Annotated in this window: 12 protein-coding genes; 6 read left to right on the top strand and 6 right to left on the bottom strand. The window is 70.6% G+C overall.

The window, feature by feature from the left end; translation table 11 throughout:
* Positions 1–350 precede the first annotated feature (350 nt).
* Positions 351–1,508, top strand: coding sequence for a VCBS repeat-containing protein (locus IG65_RS0117320; RefSeq protein ID WP_030515959.1), 1,158 nt, complete (start codon positions 351–353; stop codon positions 1,506–1,508).
* A 55-nt stretch (positions 1,509–1,563) separates the two neighbouring features.
* On the opposite strand, the gene IG65_RS0117315 is transcribed toward IG65_RS0117320, so the two are convergent.
* From IG65_RS0117315 to IG65_RS0117300, 4 genes are all read right to left on the bottom strand, one after another.
* Positions 1,564–3,297: an NTP transferase domain-containing protein gene (locus tag IG65_RS0117315; protein ID WP_030515958.1), complete on the bottom strand. Its 1,734-nt coding sequence runs from the start codon at positions 3,295–3,297 to the stop codon at positions 1,564–1,566.
* Between the two features lie 102 nt (positions 3,298–3,399).
* The gene (locus tag IG65_RS0117310; RefSeq protein ID WP_030515957.1) at positions 3,400–4,137 is read right to left on the bottom strand and encodes a VOC family protein; all 738 of its coding nucleotides are present in this window, start codon (positions 4,135–4,137) and stop codon (positions 3,400–3,402) included.
* Between the two features lie 90 nt (positions 4,138–4,227).
* On the bottom strand, positions 4,228–4,527 hold the full coding sequence (locus IG65_RS0117305; protein WP_030515956.1) for an MGMT family protein: 300 nt from the start codon (positions 4,525–4,527) through the stop codon (positions 4,228–4,230).
* Positions 4,527–5,279, bottom strand: coding sequence for an alpha/beta fold hydrolase (locus tag IG65_RS0117300; RefSeq protein WP_030515955.1), 753 nt, complete (start codon positions 5,277–5,279; stop codon positions 4,527–4,529). The genes IG65_RS0117305 and IG65_RS0117300 overlap by 1 nt, the downstream gene beginning before the upstream one ends.
* A 383-nt stretch (positions 5,280–5,662) precedes the next feature.
* Here IG65_RS0117300 and IG65_RS0117295 point away from each other — a divergent pair, with 383 nt between their 5' ends.
* A complete protein-coding gene (locus tag IG65_RS0117295; protein ID WP_030515954.1) occupies positions 5,663–9,181 on the top strand; it encodes an ATP-dependent DNA helicase in 3,519 nt (1,172 codons plus the stop codon).
* Positions 9,178–12,933, top strand: coding sequence for an ATP-dependent helicase (locus IG65_RS0117290; RefSeq protein ID WP_081879548.1), 3,756 nt, complete (start codon positions 9,178–9,180; stop codon positions 12,931–12,933). Before IG65_RS0117295 ends, IG65_RS0117290 begins: the two co-directional genes overlap by 4 nt.
* Before the next feature lie 13 nt (positions 12,934–12,946).
* Here IG65_RS0117290 and IG65_RS0117285 read toward each other — a convergent pair whose 3' ends face one another.
* Positions 12,947–13,339: a membrane protein gene (locus IG65_RS0117285; RefSeq protein WP_030515952.1), complete on the bottom strand. Its 393-nt coding sequence runs from the start codon at positions 13,337–13,339 to the stop codon at positions 12,947–12,949.
* A gap of 171 nt (positions 13,340–13,510) precedes the next feature.
* On the opposite strand from IG65_RS0117285, the gene IG65_RS0117280 reads away from it, so the two are divergent.
* On the top strand, positions 13,511–14,569 hold the full coding sequence (locus IG65_RS0117280) for a TrkA family potassium uptake protein (RefSeq protein ID WP_030515951.1): 1,059 nt from the start codon (positions 13,511–13,513) through the stop codon (positions 14,567–14,569).
* A gap of 57 nt (positions 14,570–14,626) precedes the next feature.
* Positions 14,627–15,553, top strand: coding sequence for an NAD(+) diphosphatase (gene nudC, locus IG65_RS0117275; protein WP_030515950.1), 927 nt, complete (start codon positions 14,627–14,629; stop codon positions 15,551–15,553).
* A 21-nt stretch (positions 15,554–15,574) separates the two neighbouring features.
* Here nudC and IG65_RS0117270 read toward each other — a convergent pair whose 3' ends face one another.
* Positions 15,575–15,826 carry a mycoredoxin gene (locus IG65_RS0117270; protein ID WP_281207748.1) on the bottom strand — a complete coding sequence of 84 codons (252 nt, stop codon included), beginning with the start codon at positions 15,824–15,826 and terminating at the stop codon, positions 15,575–15,577.
* A gap of 197 nt (positions 15,827–16,023) precedes the next feature.
* On the opposite strand from IG65_RS0117270, the gene IG65_RS34810 reads away from it, so the two are divergent.
* On the top strand, positions 16,024–16,368 hold the full coding sequence (locus IG65_RS34810) for a hypothetical protein (protein ID WP_231509259.1): 345 nt from the start codon (positions 16,024–16,026) through the stop codon (positions 16,366–16,368).
* The last annotated feature ends 17 nt before the right edge of the window (positions 16,369–16,385 follow it).

The following is a 16,385-nucleotide window of genomic DNA, read 5'->3' as shown; positions in this document are numbered from 1 at the left end:
CGCGCGGGTCACCGGTGAGCTGTGAGGTGGGGGAAACGTCCCGGTCACTGGGCAATTGCCGGTCGCGCGGGGTGATTCGGGTCCGACCTGCGGCGATACCGATTCTCACGGCGCCGGCCCACCGGTGGAGAGCCGCTGTCCACGCCCCCGGTGATGCTTTGGAAACCGGCGCTTCGCGGGCGTTTTACATTTGTTAACACGTTGTCGAGGCGTCGGATCGAGTCGAAAGGATAGCGGCGCGCACGCGAAAGTGACGGCGATTACCGCTACCGGATGGGGATAGCCGCAGCGATGCCGCCACTGGCGGGAAGGCCATAGGCTGCCCCCGAAATCCAACAGCAGGAGAACCGATGTCGCGCTCTATCACCGTTGCCGGCGTTCTCGCGCCGCTGGCACTCGCCGCTCACGCGGTGGTCGCAGGCACTGTGGCGCAAGCGGATCCGGTGCCGCCCGATCTCATGGGGCCGGCGGTACCGGCGATCGCCGATATCAACGGTGACGGCGTGCCCGATGTCGTCTTCAGTGACTATCTTCTCGGCGGCGGCGTCTCGGTCTTCCTGGGTAAGCCCGGAGGTGGCCTGCGGCCGGCCGTGCACTATGCCACCGGCGGCCAAGCCGACTACGTCGCCATCGCCGACTTCGACCATGACGGCACGCTGGACCTGGCCGTCACGAACTTCGCCTCGAGCGACGTCTCCATCCTGCTGGGCCACGGTGACGGCACCTTCGCCTCCGCGGTCAACTACGCCACCGACGTCGCGCCGGGCGCCTTGGTCGCCGCCGATTTCGATCACGACGGAAACCTCGATATCGCGACCTCGAACCAGGCGCCGTCGTGGTCGCTGCTGCGCGGCCGCGGCGACGGCACCTTTCAGCCCGCGGTGACGATATCCACCGCCGGCGGCGTCGGATCCGGTTCGGCCGATGTCGCCGATTTCGATGGTGACGGCAACCTCGACCTGCTCCGCGGCAACTACGTCAACAGCACGATCCAGATCTATCGAGGCCACGGGGACGGAACCTTCGATGCGCCGGTCACTTTCGACTCGGGCGCAGCGACCGCGTGGTACGGGATGGCGCGCGATGTCGACGGGGACGGCAAACCCGACATCTTGTTCTCCAACCTCGTCAACGGGACCGTCTCGGTCCTGTCGAACCGGGGCGACGGCACGTTCTCACCGGCCGTCGCGTATCCGACCGGTGGGCTGCTGCCGCAGTGCTTCGACGTCGCCGACGTCGACGGTGACGGGAAACCGGACCTGGTGGTGGCCAACGGCGGCACCTCGAACATCGCTGTCCTGCACGGCCACGGCGACGGCACGTTCGACCCGCCGGCGGCGGTCTATCCGTCCGGCGGTCTGGTCCCGCTGTCCACTCCGGCACTCGCCGACTTCAACGGTGACGGGAAACTCGACGTGGTCATCGGCAACACCCTCACGGGCAACATCACACTGCGTGACGGCAACGGGGACGGCACTTTCGGGCCGGCCACCGACTACCCGGCATAACCCGGGGCCACCGGCGTGCCGGCCGGATCGACGCGGTAGTTGCCGCGCGTCACCCTCAGCCCGGCAGCGGCAGATATTCGACCAGCTCGCCGTCGGTGGCGTCGGCGGGGACGACGACCAGTGCGTCACGATCGAGCAGCCCGGCCAGATGGGCGGTGCGGACATGTCCGTCGGCGACCCAGCCGCCCTCGTCGGCCGCGCGCGCCGGCAGGACCCGCGGCACCGGGCCGGAGACCTGTCCCGCATTCAGGAGAACTCCGGTGCGCACCCGCGCCGGTGTGCGCCCGGTGAGACCGGAGACGATGGCCGGGACGAGCGCCCACAGCGTCGCCACCGCCGCGTACGGGTTGCCGGGCAGACCGAGAACCACAGGGCCCGCGGGCATCTGCGCGACCACGGTCGATCCTCCCGGCCGCATCCGCAAGCGGTGCACCAGGATTCGCGCCCCGGCCCGATCCAGTGCGCCGCGCAGCTGGTCGGCCGCGCCGCCGCCGGTCGCGCCGACCACGACCAGAAGATGGTCGTCGGTCGTATCGGAGAGCACATCGTCGAAGCCGTTGGGCGTATCGCGCAGATGCACCCGGTCCGACGATTCGATTCCGTGCCAGGACAACAACTCCGGGAAGACGGGGCCGACCGAATCGCGGGTCTGGCCGCTGTGCAGCGGACCTTCGCTACGAATCTCGTCGCCGGTCATGACGATTCGCGCGCGGACCGGACCGCGGACCTGGGCGGTGACCACCTCGGCGGCGGTCGCGACGGAAATCAGTGCCGCGTCGACGGGGGTGCCCTCGGCGGCGACGATATCGCCGGTGTGCCAGTCCTCGCCGCGGTGGCGCACATCGTCGCGGATCGGCGCCTCGGGCAGTCGCCGCAGCAGCCCGTCGTCGAGCCGGACGAATTCGTCGCGCACCACGGTGTCGGTGCCCTCCGGGACATGGGCGCCGGTGGCGATGCGGACCGCCTCACCGGCGAGCAGGCCCACCGGTCGCTCACCGCCGGCGAAGCCGACGTCGTGACGCAGCCGCCACGGTTCCGCGCCGGCCACCGCGTAGCCGTCCATCGCCGACACATCGAAGCGGGGCAGCGCCGAGGCGGCACGCAGCGGGGCCGCCAGCGCCGCACCCCGCACCGCGGCCGGCCGGGCCTCGTGCACCGGCAGCCGCGTGATACCGGTGCGCAGGATGTCGCGTGCCTGCGCCAACGGCAACGCCGGTGCGGCGGCCTGGGCCGTGCGCACCTGTTCGGGCGTGTCGCAATCGGCGATACCGGACAGCGGCACCATCAGGGTGTCGACCGGAACCAACGCCTTCATCGGCTGATTGGTCACCGAATCCAGTTGCCGCAGTGCCGAGAGCAGCGCCGCCCGCCGCCACACCCCGACCAGATATTGCGGTCGGCCGGATTCGTCGGTCGCGAATACCGCGTCGGCCTCGGAAGTCGTTGCGTGCCCGATCAATTCGCCGATCGCGGCGGCGGTGAGGAACGGCAGGTCGGCGGCCAGGACCACGACCAGATCGGCCGGGAAATCACATTCCTCGAGGGCGCGCACCGCGCAGGCGACGGCCGCGACCGGGCCCGCTCCGGCCGGTACCTCTTGCACCTGCCGGATCTCGGGCGCCAGTTCGGGGCGATGCGGGCCGACCACCACCGTGCGCACGCAGTCGGCGACCGCGTCCAGCGCCACGGTGAGCATCGCCCGCCCGCCGACCGCGATCGCGGGTTTGTCCACCCCGCCCATCCGGGTCGCCCGCCCACCGGCCAGCACGATCGCGTCGACAGTCGTCACAGCGGCTCACCCGGGAGGTTGATCATGGACCGATGGTAATCCGCCCACATCGGACGGCGAACGGCGCGGACGGGCGCACGCCCGTCGTCTGCCGCCGCCGCGTCAATCGCAGGGCGCACGCAGCAACCGGAAGCGGTTCGTCTCCGGATCGGTCAGCATCGCCTGAGCCGGCGGACGCACCGCGGCGCCCTGGCAGGGGACCGCGCCGGCGGCGGTGAGCCGGGCGACCTCGTCCGCGGGATCGCCGGTGGAGTAGGTGACGACATCGAGGTGGACGCGATCGCTTTCGCGGGCCGCGACCTGGGTGCGCAGGAATTCCAGCCACGGACCCTGGCCGGTGGCCGAGCGAATGCCGGACATGCGGGATTCGTCGTGGGTCAGCGGCCAGCCGGCCGCGGTCTCCCAGAACCGGGCCAGCCGGGTGGGATGCGGAGTGTCGACGACGATCGCGGCGACCGCGCCGGTATCCACATATTCCTCGCGCGGTTCGAGCACACAGAATTCGTTGCCCTCGGGATCCGCGAGCACCGTCCAGGGCACCGCGCCCTGTCCGATGTCGATCGGCCGCGCGCCCAGTGCCAGCGCCCGATCCACCTGCACGCGTTGATGATCCAGCGAACGACCCACCACATCGAGATGGATGCGGTTCTTCGCGGACTTGGGTCCGGCCGCCGGCAGGAACATCAACGACACATCAGCGGAATCCGGGTCGGAAGCAGCCACCTCGACCGCGTGCGGACGGTCCACGGTGATCTGCCAGTCGAGCAACTCCGCCCAGAACCGCGCCACGTTCCGTGGCCGGATCGCATCGAACACCACGCACGCCAGACGGGTGGTCATGCCTCCACGGTAACCGCGGAACAGGAGTAATGGGCGAATTCGGATATCCGTGGGTCGATACCGAGGTCGAAGGCCGGATTCGCGATGTCGTCAGTCGCCGAATCGATGCCGGGCGGCGGCCAGGTCGACGCGATCGCCGCGGATCGGGCAGCCCTCCTCGGCCAGCCGGCGCAATTGGCGCTGCACCAGATGAGCCGCCGGAGTGCCATCGGCGCGCAGCACCCGATGCCAGGGCAGATCGGCGGAGTCGGTGCGCATGATCCAGCCGACGGTCCGCGGGGTCGACAGCCCGGCGGCCGCCGCGATATCCCCGTAGGTGGCGACTCGTCCGGGCGGAATGGCCGCGACCAGCTCCCGCACCCGCTCGATCTCGGCGTCGGTGGTCGGCATCAGAGCACCGACCGCACGACGTCGGTGGTCTCGGCGGGCCGGGCCTGCGCGACCATGTGATCGCAGTCGAATTCGTGCAGCGTGAAATGCGGCAGCGTGGCGAACGCCGCGACGGTCGCGGGGGTGACGAACGGGGATTTGCCGGCCCGGACCAGCACGGTCGGAATCCGCGGCGGCGGCAGGACCAGCTCGCGTGCCAGCTGGCCCCAGTAGGAGGTGACGGCGGGCAGCCTCATCCGCCACGTCACCCGGCCCTCGGGAGTACCGACCAGGTGTTCGGCGAGTTCGGCCTCGAGGAGTCCGGGGTCCACATCGGCCCAGGCCGTCTCGAGCTTGTCGCGGCGCGCCTCGGCGATGTCGGCGTAGTCGGGCCGGGCCAATCCCGCTTCGGCGATGTCGTGCAGCAGTACCGGATCGAGGCCGATCGCGGGATCCAGCAAGACCAGCGCGCGGACCAGGTCGGGGCGGTGACGGGACAGATGGATCGCGACCGCCGCCCCGAACGAATGCGCCACCACGACCGCCGGTTCGGTGAGCAGCGGAACCAGGTCGTCGACGATCTGCTCGAAGGTCCACGGCGGGAGCGAACTCGCCCGCCCGTGCCCACGCAGGTCGGGAGCGACGACGCGCACCTCGGGCAGGTGCCCGTCGGCCAGCGCGCCCCACCGCCGCCCGTGTCCGGTCAACCCGTGCAGGGCGAGGACGAGCGGACCGTCGGCGGGGCCGAATCGATGAATATGGGCGTCGGACACCCGATCATTGTGCCGCCGACGACACAGCGGTGCGACCGGTGCACACCCGAGGCCCGGAAAGTGTTCGTGCGCAGGCGAATGTTCGCGCGAATCGGCCAGGGGGATAGCCGGGGGCTGGCCGCGCCGGTGAACTCCGGGGAAGGACTGCGGCGGTGAGATTTTCGGTCCGATATTCGCAGCGGCCCTGAGGCACAGCCGTGCGGCCTCACTCACAAGCCTTCTACCAGGCATTATCGGTCGCAGAAGGAGACGGTCGAGAATTCGTGAAAACCGCCCGGAGGGGCGTGGCGCCGATCACAGCTCGGACACATCGGATGTACGGGGTGCGTTTGCTGTCACGGAATTCAATTCTGTCGGGGGTGTCTGTTGAAATAGCGCGTGTGATGCGATCGGATAGCTCGGTGCGACTGGTGCGCCGCAGTGAGACCGCACCCCGGCCACGCGAATGGGGTGCCGATGTCCGAACGCTGTTCGCGGGTGGGTCGGGTGCCGACCCGGGCTGGCGGCCCTGGCAGGTGCTGGGTGGTCCCGGCACCGGGAAGACCGCGCTGCTCACCGATCTCGCCGTCGATCGCATCGTCGCGGGTGCGGATCCGGAATCGGTGCTGGTGCTCACCCATTCCAAACAGGCCGCGCTGCGGGTTCGCAACGCCCTCACCCGGCAGTTGACCGCCCTCGCGCCGGAACTCGGCGGGGTGCCGGGCGCCAGCCGCGAGCCGATGGTGCGCACGGTGCACTCCTATGCCTTCGCGATCCTGCGCACGCACGCGGCCGCCCGGGGCAATCCGCCGCCGCGGCTGCTGACCGGCGCCGAACAGGATGTGGTCCTGCGCGAGATGGTGCGCGGCGAACTCGCCGACATGTCGGCAGGCGGTGAGGTGCTGTGGCCGCCGCGCCTGCACGCCGCACTCGGCACCAACGGTTTCGCCGAGCAACTGCGCGATCTGATGTTGCGCGCCACCGAGCGCGACCTGGGACCCGAGGATCTGATCGAGCTGGGGCGCCTGCACGAACGTGAGGAATGGGAGGCCGCCGGATCGTTCGCGCAGCGCTACGAACAGTCGATGCTGTTGCGCTGGTCGGTCGGCGTCCAAGCCCCCGAGGCCAGTGCGCCCGCCCTGGACGCCGCCGAACTGGTCGGCGCCGCACTGGACGTGCTGATCGAGGACGACGAACTGCTCGCCGCCGAGCGCGAACGCCTCCGCACCCTCTTGGTCGACGACGCTCAGCATGTGGATCCGCTTGCCGCGCAACTGATTCGCGCGATCGGGTCGGGCCCGGCGACCACCGTCGTGGCCGGCGACCCGGATCAGGCGGTGTTCAGTTTCCGAGGCGCGGACACCCGCTTCGTCACCGAACCCGACGCCCCGCCCGAACGCCGGATCATCCTGCACGACGATCATCGCTGCGCGCCGGCGGTCCACGACGCGGTCGCCCGGATCGCCGCCCGCATGCCGGGGCGGACCGAGCACCGCTTCGATGCGCGGACCGGCGGACCGCATCTGCTCGGCGATCCGGCCGTGGACGGGCAGGCGCTGGTGCGGGTACTCACGACCCCGGCCAAGGAGGCGGCGCTGATCGCCGATCACCTGCGGCGAGCCCACCTCACCGCGGAGGTGCCGTGGTCGCGGATGGCGGTCGTAGTGCGTTCGGTGCCGCTGTCGCTGGGCCCGCTGCGCCGCGCGCTCACCGCCGCGGGAGTGCCGGTGCTGCAACCGAAACCGGATACCCCGCTGGCCCGGCGGCGCGGCGCGGTGTGGATGCTGCAATCGCTGCGCGCCCTGCTGGTGGTCGAACGCGGTCGCCCGGAGATGTTCTCCGAGGACGACGCGCTCGATCTGTTGCTGGGCCCGCTCGGCGGCGCGGATCAGATCAGTCTGCGCCGCCTGCGCCGGGGCGTTCGCCGCGCACTGATCGAGCGCGGGCATCCCCGGACCGAGCCGAGCACGGCCGGCCACGACGGCGCGGAGCTGGGCGCCGACGAGCCGGGAGTCGAATCTCCTACGCGGACAGGCGAATCCGGGCCGAGTCTGCCCGGTGATGCCGATTCCGCACCACCGGCGCGCGGCTCGTCGACAGTCGAGGAGTCGCCGGAGGCCCTCGCCCCCTACTCCGAACTCGACCGGTCTTCGGCGGTCGTGCTGCGCGACCTCATCACCGGCGTCGGTGATCGCACCCTGCTCGATCGGCTCACCGAGGTCGAGGTGGCGCCGCTGGTGCGGGTGCTGCGGGCGGTCGACCGGGCGCGACGGGCGTTGCGCCGCGGGGCCGGGGTCGAGGATGCGCTGTGGGCGTTGTGGACCGCGTCGCGGCTGGAGAAGCGCTGGGTGGCGCAGTCCGAGCGCGGCGGGGCCGGTGCGGTCCAGGCCGATCGCGACCTGGATGCCGCGGTCGGGTTGTTCGACGCCGCTGCCGCCTATGTCGACCGGCTGCCCGGCGCCTCGGTCGAGGGGTTCGTCGAATATCTGGAACAGCAGGAGATCAACCAGGATTCGGCTCCGCTGACCGAACCCGGTGACGCGGTGGCGATCGTGAGCGCGCATGCCGCGGCCGGCCGGGAATGGGATGTGGTGGCCGTCGCCGGCGTGCAGGAGGGGATCTGGCCCAACCTGCGTCCGCGCGGGACCCTGCTCGGCATCGAGGAACTGGTCGACCTCGTCGGGGGCGTGGCCGATCCCGGCGAACAGGTCAGCCGGGCCGCGCCGATCCTCGCCGAGGAGCGCCGGCTGCTGCTGCTGGCGTGCAGCCGGGCCCGGCACAGCCTGCTGGTGACCGCGGTCGAATCCGTCACCGGCGACCGCGATCTGGTGCCCTCCCGATTCCTGGCCGAACTCGATCCGGAGGCCGAACCGGGGGAGCCGGGACGCATTCCGCCACCGGTCGATCCGGGGCGCGCGCTGGTCGCGCAGGCGCTGATCGCCGAGTTGCGCGGTGTGGTCTGTGACGACGGCGCCGATCCCGCCCGCCGGGACCGGGCCGCCACCCAGCTGGCCCGGCTGGCCGCGGCCGGTGTGCGCGGCGCGCATCCGGACGAGTGGTACGGCATCGCGGACCCGAGTTCGGAACTGGCGCTGGGGGACGACGGTGACGGCCCGGTCGCCCTGTCGCCGTCGACGGTCGAGCTGTTGCAGACCTGTCCGCTGCGCTGGGCGCTGGAGCGGCACGGTGGCAGCGACGGGGACAACCCGCATGCCGTCAAGGGCAATCTCGTGCACACGCTGGTCCAGGCGCTGGCCGGGCGGGTGACCGAGGATCAGGTGAAGGCGGCGCTGGTCAAGGCGTGGAAGGCCGTCGACCCGGCTTCCGGGGAGGACGGCCCGCACAGCTGGCACTCGCGGCTGGAGTTGCGGCGCACCGAATCCATGGTCGACACCTTCCTCGCCTGGTTGCGCAACACCCGCGCCGAGCTGGCCGAGGTCGGTGTCGAGGTGCCGGTGGACTGTGTGCTGCCGGCCCGCGATCCGGACGAGGTGCCGGTGCGGATCCGCGGCCGGGTCGACCGGGTGGAGCGTGATGCGCTGGGGCGCTTCGTCATCGTCGACGTCAAGACCGGTAAGACCCCGATCTCCAAACAGGCCGCTCAGGATCACGCCCAGCTCGCGACCTATCAGGTGGCCGCGGGCGCGGGCGGATTCGCCGCCGAGGTGGACGGCGGCAGTGTCGAACCGGGCGGCGCCCGCCTCGTCTACGTCGCCAAACCCAGTCGCGACGGGGCCACCGAGCGGTTGCAGACCGCACTGGATTCCGACGGTATCGCCCAGTGGCGCAAGGCGATTCACGATGCGGCGGCCGCCACCCGAGGGCCCGGCTTCCTGGCCGTGCGCAACGACGGCTGCCGGCACTGCCAGGTGGCCGGGAGTTGCCCGGTGCAGGACACCGGCCGCCAGGTGACGGATCGATGACGATCACGCCGGAGCAGTTGGCGCAGGCACTCGGCCTGCCGCCACCCACCGACGAACAGTCCGCCGTCATCGCCGCACCGCTCGGCCCGACACTCGTCGTCGCCGGTGCGGGCGCGGGCAAGACCGAGACGATGGCCGCCCGGGTGGTCTGGATGGTCGCCAATCGTCTGGTCGCCCCGGATGCGGTGCTGGGGCTGACGTTCACCCGAAAAGCCGCGCAGCAGTTGACGACTCGTATTCGCACCCGTCTGGCGCGGCTGGCCGGATCGCCGCTGCTGCGCGAGATCGACAGCACCGGTCGTCTGCGCGCGACACTGGTCGGCTCCGAACCGGAGATCAGCACCTATCACTCCTACGCCGGCCGGCTGCTGTCCGAGCACGGCCTGCTGCTGCCCGTGGAGCCCTCGGCCACCCTGCTCACCGAAACGCAGTTGTGGCAGCTCGCGCATCGCGTGGTCACCGGCTGGGACGGCGATCTCGATACCGAGCGCACGCCGGTATCGGTCACCGAGGCGGTGCTGGCGCTGTCCGGTCAGCTCGCCGAACATCTGGTGGAGCCCGAGCAGCTGGCGGTAGCGCATCGGGAGCTGGAGCGGCTGGTGGAGACGTTGCCGCCCGGTCCGCGACAGCGCGGCGGCCCGAATCAGGAGCTGCGCGCGATCGTCAAGGCACAGCAGGATCGGGTGGCGCTGCTGCCGCTGGTCGCGCGGCTCGGCGAGGAGTTGCGGCGCCGCGGCGCACTGGATTTCGGCTCGCAGATGTCGCTGGCCGCGCGGCTGGCCGCCACCCACGCCGAGGTCGGGGCGGCGGAATGCGAGCGGTTCCGCCTGGTGCTGCTGGACGAATATCAGGACACCGGGCACGCGCAGCGCATTCTGCTCGCGGCATTGTTCGGTGATCGCGGCGCGGTCGGTCTCGGCGCCGAGGTGCCGGCGACGGAATTCGCCACCCGCCCGGCGGTGACCGCGGTCGGCGATCCGATGCAGTCCATCTACGGCTGGCGCGGTGCGTCGGCGGCCAATCTGCCCCGCTTCACCACCGATTTCCCGGCCGCGCCGAACGTCGCCGCGCCGGTACTGCCGCTGCTGACGAGCTGGCGCAATCCGCCGGAGGCGCTGGATCTGGCGAATCTGGTCGCCGAACCGCTGCGCGGCGCCGAGGGCGGGGTCACGGTCGACGCGCTGCGGCCCCGCCCGCAGGCCACGGCCGGAACCGTCGCGCTGGCTCTCACCGAAACCGTTGCCGAGGAACGGAACTGGGTCGCAGAGCGGATCGCCGCGGAATGGGAGCGGTGTGCCGACGCGGGAGGGTCACCGCCGACCTCCGCGGTCCTGGTACGCCGCAACGCCGACGCGGCGCCGCTGGCCGAGGCGCTGCGCGCGCGGGGGCTGCCGGTGGAGATCGTCGGCCTGGGTGGTCTGCTCGCCACTCCGGAAGTGGCCGATATCGTGGCCACGCTGCGGTTGATCGCCGATCCGGCGGCCGGCAGCGCCGCGATGCGCATTCTCACCGGCGCGCGCTGGCGGCTGGGCGTGAGCGATCTGAAGGCGTTGTCGGCGCGGGCGCGGGAGCTGTCGATCGCCGGGGCGCCGGGGCGCGCGGAAGCCATCACGGATGCGGCCGGGTTGTCGGAGGCGTTGCGGGCCGTGGCGCCCGAACCCGCCGAACAAGCCGGCATCGCGGACGCCATCGCCGATCCCGGTCCGGTGCAACGATATTCGGAGCTCGGCTATGCGCGCATCGTCGCCCTGGGGCGGGAGCTGGCAGCCCTGCGCGAGCGCAGCGGGCAGTCGCTGCCGGAACTGGTCGCCGATGTGGAACGCACGATCGGGGTCGGGGTGGAAACCCAGACCCGCCGCGCGGCCGCGGGCGCGGGCGCCGGGCGCGAACATCTGGACGCCTTCGCCGACGTGGTCGCGGGCTATGCCGGTGACCACCGTGCCACCCTGCCCGGCCTGCTGAGCTTTCTCGCCGCCGCCGAAGAGGTCGAAAACGGTTTGGAACCGGGCGAAGTGGAGGTGGCGCACGACCGCGTCCAGGTACTCACCGTGCACGCGGCCAAGGGGCTGGAATGGGAGGTGGTGGCCGTACCGCACGTATCGCGGAGCCTGTTTCCCTCCGGGAACGCCGCGGCGACCTGGCTCGGCGCGCTCGCCGAACTCCCCACCTCCCTGCGTGGTGACCGGCAACGCGACAGCGACGGCGACGCAACGGATTCCGCGCCGGTGCGCGACGGTGTTCCGGTCCTCGATCTCACCGAACTGTACGACCGCACGGATCTGGAACGGGCGATCAAACAGCACAAGGAGGCGCTGGCCCGCCGCCGCCTCGACGAGGAACGCCGCCTGTTCTACGTGGCCCTCACCAGAACCGAACGCGCGCTGTTCGTTTCGGCCCACCACTGGGCCGAGACCGGCTCGACGCCGAAGGGCCCCTCGGATTTCCTGCTCGAACTGAAGCGGTGGACCGACCATCCGGAGTCACCCGGACACGGCACCGTGCGCGTCGATATCTGGGCCGACCCGCCACCCCCGGACGCACCCAACCCCTTCACCGACAATCCCGCCGTGGCCGACTGGCCCCGCGACCCGCTCGGCGTGCGGCGGCAGGCGGTCGAAGCGGGGGCGACCCTGGTTCGTACCGCGCTCGCGCACCTTCCGCCCGAGCTCGACCCTCGTGATCATCGCAAGCAGACGCCGAACGGCCACACCGCTCCCGTCCGGAGCGATGCCCCCTCGGTTCCCTCCCGCCGGGCCCAGGACGACCCGGGCGCACTCGAAACTCCGCGCCAGTTGGACCTTTTCGCCGACCTCACCAACGACCCGGCGACCTCCGGCACGAACGGCGGCAACGGAGCGGGCGAGGAGGAAGACGCGGCGCCCGCCGAGCCCGACCCGGATCCCGAAGGCTGGGCGGCCGATGTGGACGCCCTGCTCACCGAGCACTTCACGACGGCCGAGGGCATTCACGAAGTGGAGTTGCCCGCGCAGCTGCCCGCCACCGCGCTGGTGGATATGCGGGCCGATCCGGCCAAGCTGGCGGCCCGGCTGCGGCGGCCGCTGCCGTATCCGCCGAGCCCACTCGCCCGGCGCGGCACCGCATTTCACGCGTGGTTGCAGCGCTGGTTCGGCGCGGTCGGGCTGCTCGATTTCGACGAACTGCCCGGCGCCGCCGACAGTGGTGCGGGTGACGCCGATCTGATCCGGCTGCAGGAGGCGTTCCTGGCGTCGCCGTGGGCCGACCGCAACCCCGTCGATGTCGAGGTGGGATTCGAGACCAGCATCGGCGGCACGCTCATTCGCGGCCGGATGGACGCGGTGTTCAGCGAACCCGGCGGCCGCTGGCTGGTCGTCGACTGGAAGACCGGCGCGGAACCGACACGCGCGGAGGAACGCTCGGTCGCGATGCAGCTGGCCGTCTACCGGGTCGCGTGGGCTCGCATGATGGCCGCGCAGACGGGGGAGGCCGAAGAGCTCGTGCTGGAGAAGGTCGGCGCCGCATTCCATTACGTCCGCAGCGGCCGGACGGTCGCGCCCGCCGAACTGCCGGGGCCGGTCGAGCTGGCCGAACTCATCGCCGAGGTCGCGCCCGCCTGGGCGCCGCCCGCCGGCTCGCAGGCGCAGGACGGCCCGGAACCCGCCGCCGACCTTCCGCCCGACGAAGAGTTCTATGCCGACCCGGATGCCGAACCCCCGCCCGACCCGGACCTGGTGTCCGAAGCCGATTTCGCCCCCGACTATCCGCCCGAGTGAAACCCGTTGCGGCTCAGGCGGATTCGCGGCTGATGCGCAGGGCCTGAGTGATCATCGGCACCTGGAACGGCAGCCGCAGCACCGACACCCACTTGATAGCCTTGGCCGCCTTCGGATTTCGCACCGAATCGGCGGCGAACTGAATGTTGGCCGGGAACACCGCGAGGAACAACAGCACCGCGAGCCGGCCCCCGAGCCGCCGGGTCCGCGGGGCAGCCAAGGCGGCCGCCACCCCGATTTCGGCCACACCCGACGCGTAGGTGTAGGTGCGCGCCCGACCTGGCAGAGCCGGCGGCACGATCGAATCGAAGGGCTTGGGCATCACGAAATGCAGCGTGCCCATGCCGAACAGCGCGGTACTCATCAGCACCGCTCGCCGCTGCGAGCCTCGACCGGCGTCACTCATGCTGTATTCCTTTCTCCGCCCCGGCTCCGCGCTCTCTCCGCCGCGAGTGGGGTCGCTCCGTGGTGACGCTACGCTCCTGCCTACTCGCGTGCCCAGTCCCTCGACCCGGCTTCCGGCCGGTACGCTGCCGATCTGTGGCACAGGTGAGCAACGACAGATCCGGGGGATACCGTGTTCGGTGACAGCTCACGAGGTCTGGGCCGTTTGACGGATCGTCCCGATTACGCGCTGGTCGGCATACTCCGCATTCCCGAAATCCGGACCAGCCCGTGGGTCTCGCTGACCCGCCGGGTCGCGTTCGCGGTGCTGCTGCTGGTGGCGGCGACGCTGGTCGTCTATTTCGGCCGCGCGGGTTATCACGACAACCGCGGCGAGGAACTGACTCTGCTCGACGCCGCCTACTACTCGACGGTCTCACTGTCGACGACCGGCTACGGCGACATCGCCCCGATCACGGAGCAGGCGCGGCTGATCAACACGATCGTCATCACCCCGCTGCGCGTGTTGTTCCTGATCGTCTTGGTCGGCACCACCCTGCAGGTCCTCACCGAGCGGTCCCGGCAGGCGTTCAAAATTCAGCGATGGAGGCAGAAGGTGCGTAATCACACCGTGGTCGTCGGATACGGGACGAAGGGCCGGACCGCGGTCGACGCGATGCTCGGCGACGGGGTGCAACCGGCCGAGATCGTGGTGGTCGACACCGATGCGACCGTCCTGGAGGCCGCGGCCAATGCCGGGCTGGTGACGGTGCACGGCTCGGCGACGCAATCGGATGTGCTGCGGCTGGCCGGAGCTCAGCACGCGTCCTCGCTGGTCATCGCCGCGAACCGGGACGACACCGCGGTGCTGGTCACGCTCACCGCGCGGGAACTCAATGCCAAGGCCAAGATCGTCGCATCGATCCGGGAGGCCGAGAACACCCATCTGTTGCGGCAATCGGGTGCGGATTCGGTCGTGGTCTCCTCGGAGACCGCGGGCCGGCTGCTCGGTATCGCGACGACAACCCCCAGCGTCGTCGACATGATCGAGGACCTGCTCACCCCGGAGGCCGGGTTCGCGATCGCCGAACGCGACGTGGAATCCGACGAGGTCGGCGGTTCCCCGCGGCATCTGCGGGATATCGTGCTCGGCGTGGTCCGGGAGGGAACGCTGATCCGGGTCGACGAGCCCGAGGTGGACGCCCTGGAAACCGGCGACAAACTCCTCTACATCCGCCGCGTGCACAAATAGCCCGGACCGGGGAAGCCTGCTCCGCGCAGGTCGCAACCACCGCGATACCCTCGAAGCGTGTCGGTATTCGAACTGAATGGTCTTCCACTGCTGTCTCGTTCCGCCCTCGATCGTGCGGAGACGTTGCGCTCGGACGAGCAGGGATTGAAGCAAGGGTGGGCCGAGGCCAAACTTGTGCGGATGAACCGGCGGGGGCAGGTTCGGATCGACGGTGACCAGCTCGTGCTGGAAGCGGCGCTGGACTATGCGTCCGAGCCGGTGCCCGAGGCGGTCCTGCTGGGTGTGGTCGACGGCGCGCACATCTGGGGGGTTCGGGACAACGAGCTCGAGGGTCAGCTGATGGACCTGCGGGTGGTGGGCACCTCGCTGCACCTCGACGACGTTTTTCTCGGCATTCTGTCCACCGCACTGGCGCTGCTGAACTGGCACGACCGCGCCCGCTACAGCGCTGTCGACGGCAGCCCGACCACCGCGTCGAATGCCGGCTGGTCGCGCGTCAACGCCTCCGGGCACGAGGAATTCCCGCGTATCGATCCGGCCATCATCTGCCTGGTGCACGACGGCGGCGACCGGGTCCTGCTCGGCCGGCAGCAGAACTGGCCGGAGAAGATGTTCTCGCTGCTGGCCGGCTTCGTGGAGGCGGGGGAGTCGCTGGAACGCTGCGTCGAACGCGAGATTCGCGAGGAGGTCGGCGTCGCGGTGCACGACATCCGCTACCTCGGCAGTCAGCCGTGGCCGCTGCCGCGTTCGCTCATGCTGGGGTTCGCCGCGGTCGCCGATCCCGATGCGCCGCTGGTCTTCTCCGACGGCGAGATCGCCGAGGCCCACTGGTTCACCCGCGACGAGGTGCGCACGGCACTGGCCGCGGGCGCGTGGGGTTCGGTCACCGGCGACACCGGAAACGCCGAGCAGCAACGGCTCCTGCTGCCGGGCTCCATCTCGATCGCCCGCACCATCGTCGAATCCTGGGCTGCGGCAGGCTGATTCGCCCGCGCTCGCCGTCGGTCAGCCGATCGCGGCGAGGGCGCTCTTCACCTGGGCGAGGCTCGGGTTGGTCGCGGTGGACCCGTCGGAGTACTTGACGGTCGGCACCACGTGGTTGCCGCCGTTCACGCTGCCGACGAACTCGGCCGCGTCGGGATCCTGTTCGATGTCGACGACGGTGTAGGTGATGCCCGCCTCGTCGAGTTGCTTCTTCAGGCGGCGGCAGTAGCCGCACCAGGTCGTCGAGTACATGGTCAGGTCAGTAGCAGTCACGCCTGATTGAACATCGAATCGGTTTTCCGTGTTCCCACGGCTGGCTGTGATGTCCGCCGGAAGGGACTTGCCAAAACGGATAGTAAGCGCGCATACTAAATCCATGACGCAGATTGCCGCAGCTCACGCCGTATCCACCGCCGCACCCGCCGACTTCTTCGCGGTCTGGGCCGATATGGCCACCTGGCCGGAATGGAATGCCGACACCGAGTTGGGTCCGGCTCGACGGCCCCTTCGCCGAGGGGGCGACGGGGACCTTGAAGCCGAAGGGAGGCCCGAAGGTCGCGTTCGTGATCGAGAAGCTGACCGGCGAGGAGTTCGTCGACGTCTCCCGGCTGTTCGGCGCACGGCTGATCTTCGCGCACCACGCGGTGGAGACGGCCGCGGGCACCGAGGTGTCGGTGACCATCTCGATGACCGGCCCGATGCGCCGGCTGTGGTCCGCGTTGATGGGCGGCGGACTGGCCGATTCCGTCCACCGTGACCTCGCGGCGCTGGTCGAGACGGCCGAGGCGCGCCGGGCCGTTCCGGGCACCCGCTGAATCGTTCGAGGAGGACC

The sequence above is a fragment of the Nocardia sp. NRRL WC-3656 genome (genome assembly GCF_000720265.1).
Taxonomy (GTDB): domain Bacteria; phylum Actinomycetota; class Actinomycetes; order Mycobacteriales; family Mycobacteriaceae; genus Nocardia; species Nocardia nova.
The sequence above is the reverse complement of the archived record's forward strand: the minus strand, read 5'-3'. Positions and strand labels throughout refer to the sequence as shown.

What these genes read in the sequence shown, in the direction of transcription:
- IG65_RS0117320 (WP_030515959.1), top strand. Translation starts at nt 351, where the DNA reads ATGTCGCGCTCTATCACCGTTGCCGGCGTTCTCGCGCCGCTGGCACTC.
- IG65_RS0117310 (WP_030515957.1), bottom strand. Translation starts at nt 4,137, where the DNA reads ATGACCACCCGTCTGGCGTGCGTGGTGTTCGATGCGATCCGGCCACGG.
- IG65_RS0117305 (WP_030515956.1), bottom strand. Translation starts at nt 4,527, where the DNA reads ATGCCGACCACCGACGCCGAGATCGAGCGGGTGCGGGAGCTGGTCGCG.
- IG65_RS0117295 (WP_030515954.1), top strand. Translation starts at nt 5,663, where the DNA reads ATGCGATCGGATAGCTCGGTGCGACTGGTGCGCCGCAGTGAGACCGCA.
- IG65_RS0117290 (WP_081879548.1), top strand. Translation starts at nt 9,178, where the DNA reads ATGACGATCACGCCGGAGCAGTTGGCGCAGGCACTCGGCCTGCCGCCA.
- IG65_RS0117285 (WP_030515952.1), bottom strand. Translation starts at nt 13,339, where the DNA reads ATGAGTGACGCCGGTCGAGGCTCGCAGCGGCGAGCGGTGCTGATGAGT.
- IG65_RS34810 (WP_231509259.1), top strand. Translation starts at nt 16,024, where the DNA reads ATGCCGACACCGAGTTGGGTCCGGCTCGACGGCCCCTTCGCCGAGGGG.